This is a genomic window from Sphingomonas sp., from assembly GCF_036388215.1.
GTDB lineage: Bacteria > Pseudomonadota > Alphaproteobacteria > Sphingomonadales > Sphingomonadaceae > Sphingomonas.
Window position 1 is genome coordinate 204023 of sequence record NZ_DASVSH010000026.1, and the last position, 8684, is coordinate 212706.

The window sequence follows — 8684 nt, forward strand, 5'->3', positions numbered from 1 at the left end:
GTCGGGGGTGGGTTTTGGAGCGCGGGCGGTCGCCAAGAACCCACCCACCCCCAGCCCCTCCCTTCCAGGGAGGGGAGCAGAACTAGAGCTTGCTCACGAACTCGGCATAGGCGCTGTCGTTCATCAGGCTCTCGACTTCGCTCGGATCGCTCAGCGTCAGCTTGAAGAACCAGCCGTCGCCCTCGGGGTCCTCGTTGACCAGCTCGGGCGTGTCGGCGAGCGCGGCATTGCCCTCCAGAACCGTGCCGGAGACCGGCGCATAGACGTCCGACGCGGCCTTTACGCTTTCGACCACGGCGACGTCGTCGCCCTTGGTCACGTCCTTGCCCTCATCGGGGGTCTCGACGAACACGATGTCGCCGAGCTGGCTCTGCGCATATTCGCTGATGCCGACGGTGCCGATATCGCCGTCAAGTTCGACCCATTCATGATCTTCGGTGTAATAGCGGCTCATCAGGCTCCCTTTCTGACATAGCGATGGGGAACGAAGGGCATCTGGACGACCTCCGCAATGTGGACCTTGCCGCGCTGGGCAAGCGTGATCTTCGTGCCGACGGCGGCGAGCGCGGCGGGGACATAGGCCATGGCGATCGGCTTCTGCACCGTCGGGGCGAAGCCTCCGCTAGTGACTCGCCCAACTTCGGTGCCCTCGGCATCCACTACCGCCGCCCCCTCCCGGACGGGCTGGCGGCCCTCGATCACCAGCCCGACGCGCTTCAGGATCGGTCCGTTCTCGCGCTCCAGCAGGATGCGCTCGTGGCCCGGAAAGCCGCCTTCCTCGCGGCGGCGCTTCTTGAGCGCGAAGCCGAGGGAGGCCGAGACCGGCGTGGTTTCTTCATCCAGGTCGTGCCCGTAAAGCGGCAGATCGGCCTCAAGCCGCAGCGAATCGCGCGCGCCCAGTCCGATGGGCTTGACTTCGGCCTGCGCCGTCAGCGCGTCCGCCAGCCCTTCGGCGGCGGCGGCGGGCACGGAGATCTCGAACCCGTCCTCTCCAGTATAGCCCGAGCGGCTGATCCACAGATCATGCCCCTGCCACGCGAACGCTGCGCCTTGCATGAATACCAAAGCCCCGACGCCCGGGATCACGCGCGCCAGTGCGGTGACCGCCTCCGGCCCCTGCAGTGCCAGCAGCGCCTGATCGTCCAGATGATTGAGCGTGATATCGTCCGCCAGATGCTCGCGGAAATGCGCGATGTCGTCCCATTTGGTCGCGCCGTTGACGACCATGTATATGCTGCCGTCATCGCGCTTGGTCAGCATCAGATCGTCCAAGATGCCGCCATTTTCGGCGAGCAGCAGCGAATAGACCGGGTGGCTGGGCTTCGCGGCCGCGATATCCGCCGGCATCAGCCCCTCCAGCGCGGCCTCCACCCCTTCACCCGAAAATACCAGCTGACCCATATGGCTGACATCGAACAGCCCGGCATGCTCGCGCGTCCACAGATGCTCAGCCATTATGCCTTCGTACTGGACCGGCATCTCATAGCCCGCGAACGGCACCATCCGCCCGCCCCGCGCGCGGTGCCATGCGTCGAGCGGCAGCTTGCCCAGCGCGGGCTCGCCTTCTCCGCCGTCGGGATCGCCCGAATATTCGGTGCCGCGCGCTTGCGTGAATTCGTCGGTGGGGCCGTTATGCACGTCTCGGCTCATCGGGCATTCCTTCGCGGCAGAAACGGAACGACGAACCGGCGCGACCGCTCGCGCTCGAATCCATCGCCCCCTCTGTCACGGGAACCTGAGAGCTTTCCCCCGGCCAGGCCAAGGTTACCCCTTCGGTGGCCCGCCAACGCGGCGGACGCTTTCCAGAGTGTCTTGGCGCGCGCGGTCCCTGATGCCTGAGAGATTCCGGGGCGGTTGCTCCTTCGGCGGCAGCTTATCGCTACACTCTCCCGCGCATGCCAAATCGACGCGTGCAGCCTTGGCCGCGCTCCCGATTCGAGTCAATCGCTCTTCTTGCTCCCCTCCCTGGAAGGGAGGGGCTGGGGGTGGGTCGCGTCTAGGTAATACGGAAGGGTTCCGGCAAAACGATATCCGTATCGCCAGGCCTCCACCCACCCCTCGATCCCCTCCCTTGCAGGGAGGGGAAGAAGTCATCGCGTGACGTTGTACTTGAGCTGATCCTCGGTCAGCTGGAAGCCGACCAGCGCTTCGAAGGTCGCTGCCAGCACCGCCTGGCGCACCGCGGGGTCCGCGAGCGGGTCCATCGCCGCGCTCTGGTCGCCCGCCTTGCGCTTCTCGCTCAGCCGCGTGCGCACGTCCTCCGGGAGCGACGCTGCGGCGCGCGCCACCTGGCTGCGCGCCTCGCCCTTGGCGCTGGCGCGTGTCTGGCCCGCCTCGAAGCGCAACGTCACCCGATTGATGCTCTTGGCGATCACCGAAGTGCCACCGCGAACCACGGTGATGAAATAGGGCAGGCTCACTTCGCGCGCCGGCCCCGCCGCTGCGCGCGTTCCCAGCACGTCGAAATTCACTACGGTCAGGATCTGCTCGCCCGCATCGTCGCAAGTCGACGTGACGTTGGTCAGCGTCGCGCTCACGTCGATGGCCTTGGCCTCGCGGCTGGCGGGCGGATCGAAGATCGTGATGTCGCCCGTGCCTGCCGGAACGCCGACGCGCGGGCATGCCGATCGCAGTGCGGAAATGCCGCCTTCGGTGATGTCGCCGACGCGGGAGCATCCGCCGGCGGCAAGCAGGATCAGGGCGGAGACGGCGAGCTTGCGGACCAAGATGGAGCACCTTTCGAAACACTGCCGGGACGCACCCGGAAACGGCGGGCACCATAGGAACCGCCTTCCGCACAAGCAAGCAATCGCGTAGGAGGGTGCTATGCCGCTAGCGCGGCGAACGGCACCAGCCCGCTCCCGAGAATCAAATGAACGCACCCGTCAAACCCGTACTCGAACTGCTCATTGCCGCTCCGCGCGGCTTTTGCGCGGGCGTCGATCGCGCGATCCGCATCGTCGAGCTGGCGATCGAGAAATATGGCGCTCCGGTCTATGTCCGTCACGAGATCGTCCACAACAAGTTCGTGGTGGATACGCTGAAGGCCAAGGGCGCGATCTTCGTGGTTGAGCTGGACGAAGTGCCTGACGGCGTGCCGGTGGTCTTCTCGGCGCATGGCGTGCCCAAGGCAGTGCCCGCCAAGGCGGCGGAGCGTGGCCTCTCCTATCTCGACGCCACCTGCCCCCTGGTCTCCAAGGTGCACCGCCAGGCCGAACGGCTGGTCGCGGCGGGGCGGCATATCCTGTTCATCGGCCATGCCGGCCATCCCGAAGTGATCGGCACTTTCGGCCAGGTTCCCGAAGGGGAAATGACGCTGGTTGAGAATCCGGCGCAAGCTGAGACGGTAAGCGTTCCCGATCCGGGCAAGCTCGCCTTCCTGACCCAGACTACGCTGTCGGTGGACGACACCGCCGCGACTCTGGCGGTGCTCAGGCGCCGCTTTCCGGCAATCCTGGCCCCCGGCCCCAACGACATCTGCTATGCGACGACCAACCGCCAAAGCGCCGTCAAGGCAATCGCCTCGTCGGTCGATCTGATGCTGGTGATCGGCTCGCCGAAATCGTCGAATTCGATGCGGCTGGTTGAAGTCGCGGTGCGCAACGGCACTTGCGCGACCTTGATCCAGCGCGCCGACGAACTCGATTTCGCCTGGTTCGACGGAGTGGGCACCGTCGGCATAACCGCGGGCGCCTCGGCCCCCGAATTGCTGGTCCGGGAATTGGTAGCGAAGCTTTCCGAGCGCTTCGAAGTGATCGAGCGCGAAGTCGAGACGATCGAGGAAAACGTGGTCTTCAAGCTGCCGCGCGGCCTCGAAGCGGCGTAATGGCTGTCTATACCCAGGTCTCCGCGGAAGCGCTGACCACCTTCCTCGCTAAGTTCGATGTCGGCGAACTCGTCTCGGCGAAGGGCATCGCCGAGGGCGTCGAGAATTCAAACTATTTGGTCGATACGACCAAGGGCCGCTTCATCCTGACGCTCTATGAAAAGCGCGTCGCGGCGCACGATCTGCCTTATTTCATGGCGCTGCTGGATCATCTGGCGGCGCGAGGGAATCGCGTTCCTCCCGCCGTGCGCGACTGTGCCGGCACCGCGATACATGCGCTACAGGGCCGCCCTGCCTGCTTGATCGAGTTCCTGACCGGCGTCTCGGTAACCCACCCCACACCTGCGCAGGCCGCCGCCGCCGCAGAGGCGATGGGCAGGATGCACGCGAGCCTCGCAGACTTCACCCTAGATCGACCCAATTCGATGGGATCGCAGACCTGGGCCGAGCAACTCGCCCGTTGCGGGCACGATCTCGACAAGATCGAGGCCGGGCTTTTCGACCGCCTATCCCAGGCGCTGGAGCGAGTCCTCGGCCATTGGCCGAAGCATTTGCCGTCGAGCGCGATCCACGCCGATCTGTTCCCCGACAATGTCCTTATGCTGGGCAATGAAGTGACCGGACTGATCGACTTCTATTTCGCCAGCACGGATATCCGCGCCTTTGATCTCGCGGTGATGCACGGTGCCTGGGCATTTGACGCAACGGGCCAAAACTATGATGCGGCGGTGGGGCGGGCATTGATCCAAGGCTATTCGACAAGTTTCGGCCTTAGCGATGAGGAACGCGCCGCGCTGCCCCTTCTAGCCCAAGGCGCGGCGCTCCGCTTCCTGCTCAGCCGCGCATGGGACTGGCTCAACACCCCCGCCGACGCGTTGGTGACGCGCAAGGACCCCCTCGCCTATCTCCGTCGCCTCGATTTCTATGAGACGCACGGCGCAGCCCTTTTCGCATGACCGAACTCCCTCATGTCCAGATCGCCACAGACGGCGCATGCAAGGGCAATCCCGGGCGTGGCGGCTGGGGCGTGGTATTGCGCATCGGGGGCACGGAGAAGGATCTGTCCGGCGGGGAAGCACACACCACCAACAATCGCATGGAGCTGATGGCGGCGATCCAGGGCCTCAACGCGCTCAAGCGCCCCTGCCGCGTGACGCTGTCGACGGACAGCCGCTATGTGATGGACGGCCTTACCAAATGGGTTCACGCCTGGCTGAAGAACGGCTGGCGCACTTCGGACAAGAAGCCCGTGAAGAACGCCGATCTGTGGCAGGAACTGCTCGCGGCCTCCAAGCCCCACCGCGTCGAGTGGGTCTGGGTAAAGGGCCATGCCGGCCACCCGGACAACGAGCGCGCCGACAAGCTCGCGAGCGACGCCGCGCTGGCGATGTAGCGGGGGGAGCGGTGGGCTGAGGCGCTAGAGCGCGCTTTTGCTGGCCCCGCCGAGCAGTGCGGCGCCCGCCCGTTTCTCCTCCGGCGTCATGCGCTTCTCCAGCGCCGCGATCGCGCGGGGCGCGTTCTGGTCTCCGCGCCGCGCCGCCCGGATGAGCCATGCCCATGCTCCGGCCACGTCCTTGTCGCCGCCTTCCCCGCGAACCAGCATCGCGGCGAGGTTCACCATCCCGTCGCTGTCGCCATCCTTGGCGGCCGCTTCAAACCATCCCCGTGCCGCCTTCGCATCCTGGGGCAGCAGCTTGCCTTCGTAGAAATAGGTGCCCATCGCGACCCGCGCCGCCGCATTGCCCTGGAGCGCCGCGGCCTTGTAGAGCGCCATCGCGCGCTGAGGGTTCGCGGGAACACCGTCGCCGAGGTCATAAGCGCGGGCCATCGCATACAGGGCTCCCGGATGGCCGTTCAGCGATGCCCGAGAATACAGGGCCAGCGCCTCCTTGCGGTCCTTCGCGACGCCTTCGTCCCCTTCGTCCAGGATCTGGGCGAGCGCGAACTGGGCGGAGGGATGATCGAACTTTGCAGCCTTGCGATAAAAGGAAACCGCCTTGGCCACGTCCTTCGGCGCCCCCTTTCCGTCATAGTATATGTCGCCCAGCATCTTGGCCGCAGGAACGTGCCCCACGTCATAGGCGCGGTCATACCATTTGCGGGCCTCGACCAGGCTCTTGGGCGTGCCGCCAAAGCCCGTGCGGTAGACATTGGCGAGGATCACCGCTGCCTCGCCTACGGCAGTGATGCGCTCGGGTTGCCTTGGATCGAATACCGGCGTGTCGATCTGGGGACTATAGGGCACGGTCGCGGCCTTTTTGAGCCATTTGATGCCCTCCGCCGTATCGGATTTGTCGCCCAGGCCCTGAAGATACAGCTTGCCGACGAACAAGGCGGCCTCGTCTCCGCCGTCGCGGTACGGCAGCTTGTTGGAGGCCTTGCGGAACCAGGGCAGCGCTTCGGCATAGCGGCCCTGATCGAACAGGGCGAAACCCAGCGGCAGCGTCTTGTCGTGCTGCGCGATGGTTGCGCGGGCCGCCAGATAGCGCTGCTCCTTGGTCGCATCGGCGCCGCCGAAGTCGCCATTGGCCCCACCCCCGCTGGCGTGCCGGGCCCGGCAGGCGTCGATCGCGGCTTCCTGGCTGTTTTGCGTCAGCGAAGAGCCGCTCTCCAGTTCGCCGGCTGCTTCCACGTCGCCGACGAGCGAGCTGAAGTCGATCATACCGCCACGAGCGGAATCGACGATGCTGCCGACGCCGAAGCGCGACTTGGAGAGCTCGGGCAAGGGCGAGCCGGGGGCGACGGTGGGCGGCTTAGAATAATCCGGATCGCGCGGCAGGCGCGTGGGCATGAAGACCGCGCCGCCGGCGCCCATTTCAAGGCGGGCCTTGAACAGCGGATCACGCGCCAGCGCCTCGCACGTCGCCGAGCGCGGCGCCTCTGCGGCGGGCATCCGGCGGCCGGTTACGACGAGCTGATCCTGGCCAGCAGGTTCATCCTGACCGGCGGGGGCTTGGGAAGGAGTTGGCGTGGCCGTTGCGGTCTGCGCGCTGGCCTGGCCCGCGAAAACGGTGCTGCCCATCAGCAAAAAGCCGAACGACCCGATCTTGTACCCCTTCGTCATGCCACCCCTCCCAACATGCGCGACTGCGTTCCACGGACTCGCCATCGCCGCAGTCTATCATTGGCCGCGCCTCGGGGAAATATGGAGATGCGGCCACCGTGCCAGGCTTCGTGGCTCGTGGGGCTACCGATTGTTCGTCGAGGAGCCGTCTAGCGAGCCGGGCACCTGTCGGCAGCCCTGAGTTCCATGTTTCTATAGTCGAGACCACGTGTCTGTTCGCGGTCCCGAGCAGATATCACAGCCGAGCCGTTGAACGTCGCCGGAATTAAGGCGTTGCCGGTGTTATCCCGCACGTCCTCCCGCTGCACGGGCCGGCTCAGCTTCACCAGGACCAGATCACGCAGTTCGTCGGGGCTGGGCTCGTTGAACCAGGTCGCACCATGGCTTCCCTCCCCCTCTAGCGTGCCGTCCGGCGTCGCACTGCTGCCCGCCTTGATCCTCCACCCGCCAGGTATTCGACATACGGCGAGAAACTCCACACCCCACGTGGCGAATGCGAAACTTTCCAGGCTCTCACCCTGCTTCAGGGGCAAGGCGACGACGGACACGAGATAGGTTTGCGCGTTGTCGCCAAGGGGCGCGGCGCCCAGCAGTAGCAGAGGTAGCAGTATCTTCATTGCCGCATAGTCGATCGTACCGCGAGAGCGCGCAACGGATATATGCGGACCGCAAAACGCGTCGCTTGCAATGTAGGACTTGCCCTGCATCGCTTGGCGCTGCGGGCGCGAGCGCAGGCGGCTCTTTGAACCAGTCTCCCGGAAGCTGACTGGATCCAGCTAACGGATTGATTTAAAAGGACATCTCCACGAAAAATCGTGTCTGGGCCTAACCTTGAGCTCCGGTTGTCAGGCGTCGCTGTTCTTCGTGACGAAGAAATGGTCGATCACGCTCTGCGTCAGCCGGGCCGGGCGCAGCGTGTTTGCGTCGAGGCAGCACCAGCTGGATTTGACTTCGGCGAGCACTTCGCCGCCCCGCTTGATCACCGTCGCGTAAAACGCGCGCGCGCCCTGGACCTTTTCAAGCAACACGGTCGCCACGACATCGTCGTTCAGGAAAGTCGGGCGGCGATAGGTGATCTCATGCTTGAGCGCGACCCACAGGTGCTGCGCCACCGCCTCGACCGGCGCGACATGCTGCCAGTGGCTGATCACCGCTTCCTGCACCCATTTCAGATAGGAGGCATTGTTCACATGCCCCATGAAATCGATATCGTCCTGCGCGACATCGACGCGGAACTGATAGGGAAGCGCAGTGGCGGTCATGGCGGCGATCCTAGTGCCACACGGCGATTCGAGCGATAGCAATTCGAGCGAAACTCGCGAAAATCCGGTCTGTTTCACCGGCGCGCGCATGCCGTAGCGGCAATTCGCGCAAGACAATTGGACAGTGCTCTTCTTTGGGGGCTCCGGAAGTTAACTTAGTTGCGCAAACGCATCACCTGCCGGACTTTTCGTTTCCTTAGCCTCGGTTCGTCGCAAGCAATGTTGCGCCGCAACAGCTTTAGCGCTCCATTCTGAACCGGGGACGACGGCCAGTTAAGCAGCGCGTTAACCAATGTGCGGCATGGTGGCTTCGGAGGATTTGGGTTCCGGGGTGGGAGTCGAAGAGCATGGGCGCGAAAATGAAACCGGCGGAAGGCGCTATGACGCTGGCCGAGATGAAGGAATTTGCAGGGTTCAGCGCGGCGACGCAGCGTTATGTGCGCCGCTCGCTCGATGTGGGGCTCGATCGGGATGACGCGCTGGAGCGCTGGTCGCGCGACGGCACCGAGGCCGCCAGCATCCGCGCCCAGGC

Annotated in this window: 9 protein-coding genes, 1 pseudogene and 1 riboswitch; of the genes and pseudogenes, 4 read left to right on the plus strand and 6 right to left on the minus strand. The window is 65.0% G+C overall.

The window, feature by feature from the left end:
- Positions 1–82 precede the first annotated feature (82 nt).
- The 3 genes from gcvH to VF617_RS10555 all read right to left on the minus strand — a co-directional run bounded on the left by gcvH (position 83) and on the right by VF617_RS10555 (position 2726).
- Positions 83–454: a glycine cleavage system protein GcvH gene (gcvH, locus tag VF617_RS10545; protein ID WP_331014835.1), complete on the minus strand. Its 372-nt coding sequence runs from the start codon at positions 452–454 to the stop codon at positions 83–85.
- Positions 454–1650, minus strand: a complete 1197-nt coding sequence (gene gcvT / locus VF617_RS10550) for a glycine cleavage system aminomethyltransferase GcvT (RefSeq protein ID WP_331014836.1) — start codon at positions 1648–1650, stop codon at positions 454–456. The genes gcvH and gcvT overlap by 1 nt, the downstream gene beginning before the upstream one ends.
- A gap of 162 nt (positions 1651–1812) precedes the next feature.
- A riboswitch (glycine riboswitch) is annotated at positions 1813–1902 on the minus strand.
- A gap of 188 nt (positions 1903–2090) precedes the next feature.
- Entirely contained in the window at positions 2091–2726 is a 636-nt protein-coding gene (locus tag VF617_RS10555; RefSeq protein WP_331014837.1) for a hypothetical protein, read from the minus strand.
- A 146-nt stretch (positions 2727–2872) separates the two neighbouring features.
- Here VF617_RS10555 and ispH point away from each other — a divergent pair, with 146 nt between their 5' ends.
- Genes ispH through rnhA form a run of 3 tightly spaced genes read left to right on the plus strand, consistent with a single transcriptional unit; the run spans position 2873 to position 5219 of the window.
- Entirely contained in the window at positions 2873–3826 is a 954-nt protein-coding gene (gene ispH / locus VF617_RS10560; protein WP_331014838.1) for a 4-hydroxy-3-methylbut-2-enyl diphosphate reductase, read from the plus strand.
- A complete protein-coding gene (gene thrB, locus VF617_RS10565) occupies positions 3826–4782 on the plus strand; it encodes a homoserine kinase (RefSeq protein ID WP_331014839.1) in 957 nt (318 codons plus the stop codon). The genes ispH and thrB overlap by 1 nt, the downstream gene beginning before the upstream one ends.
- Positions 4779–5219 (plus strand): ribonuclease HI, encoded by a 441-nt coding sequence (gene rnhA / locus VF617_RS10570; RefSeq protein ID WP_331014840.1) that lies wholly within the window; start codon positions 4779–4781, stop codon positions 5217–5219. The genes thrB and rnhA overlap by 4 nt, the downstream gene beginning before the upstream one ends.
- 24 nt (positions 5220–5243) lie before the next feature.
- On the opposite strand, the gene VF617_RS10575 is transcribed toward rnhA, so the two are convergent.
- From VF617_RS10575 to VF617_RS10585, 3 genes are all read right to left on the minus strand, one after another.
- The gene (locus VF617_RS10575) at positions 5244–6890 is read right to left on the minus strand and encodes a hypothetical protein (RefSeq protein WP_331014841.1); all 1647 of its coding nucleotides are present in this window, start codon (positions 6888–6890) and stop codon (positions 5244–5246) included.
- Positions 6891–7039: 149 nt separating this feature from the next.
- Positions 7040–7597, minus strand: coding sequence for a hypothetical protein (locus tag VF617_RS10580; RefSeq protein ID WP_331014842.1), 558 nt, complete (start codon positions 7595–7597; stop codon positions 7040–7042).
- A gap of 138 nt (positions 7598–7735) precedes the next feature.
- Positions 7736–8152, minus strand: coding sequence for a thioesterase family protein (locus VF617_RS10585; RefSeq protein ID WP_331014843.1), 417 nt, complete (start codon positions 8150–8152; stop codon positions 7736–7738).
- 347 nt (positions 8153–8499) lie between these two features.
- Here VF617_RS10585 and VF617_RS10590 point away from each other — a divergent pair.
- A pseudogene (locus VF617_RS10590) lies at positions 8500–8684 on the plus strand (hypothetical protein); the annotation flags it as partial.

What these genes read in the sequence shown, in the direction of transcription:
- ispH (WP_331014838.1), top strand. Translation starts at nt 2,873, where the DNA reads ATGAACGCACCCGTCAAACCCGTACTCGAACTGCTCATTGCCGCTCCG.
- VF617_RS10580 (WP_331014842.1), bottom strand. Translation starts at nt 7,597, where the DNA reads ATGCAGGGCAAGTCCTACATTGCAAGCGACGCGTTTTGCGGTCCGCAT.
- gcvH (WP_331014835.1), bottom strand. Translation starts at nt 454, where the DNA reads ATGAGCCGCTATTACACCGAAGATCATGAATGGGTCGAACTTGACGGC.
- gcvT (WP_331014836.1), bottom strand. Translation starts at nt 1,650, where the DNA reads ATGAGCCGAGACGTGCATAACGGCCCCACCGACGAATTCACGCAAGCG.
- rnhA (WP_331014840.1), top strand. Translation starts at nt 4,779, where the DNA reads ATGACCGAACTCCCTCATGTCCAGATCGCCACAGACGGCGCATGCAAG.
- VF617_RS10585 (WP_331014843.1), bottom strand. Translation starts at nt 8,152, where the DNA reads ATGACCGCCACTGCGCTTCCCTATCAGTTCCGCGTCGATGTCGCGCAG.
- VF617_RS10575 (WP_331014841.1), bottom strand. Translation starts at nt 6,890, where the DNA reads ATGACGAAGGGGTACAAGATCGGGTCGTTCGGCTTTTTGCTGATGGGC.
- thrB (WP_331014839.1), top strand. Translation starts at nt 3,826, where the DNA reads ATGGCTGTCTATACCCAGGTCTCCGCGGAAGCGCTGACCACCTTCCTC.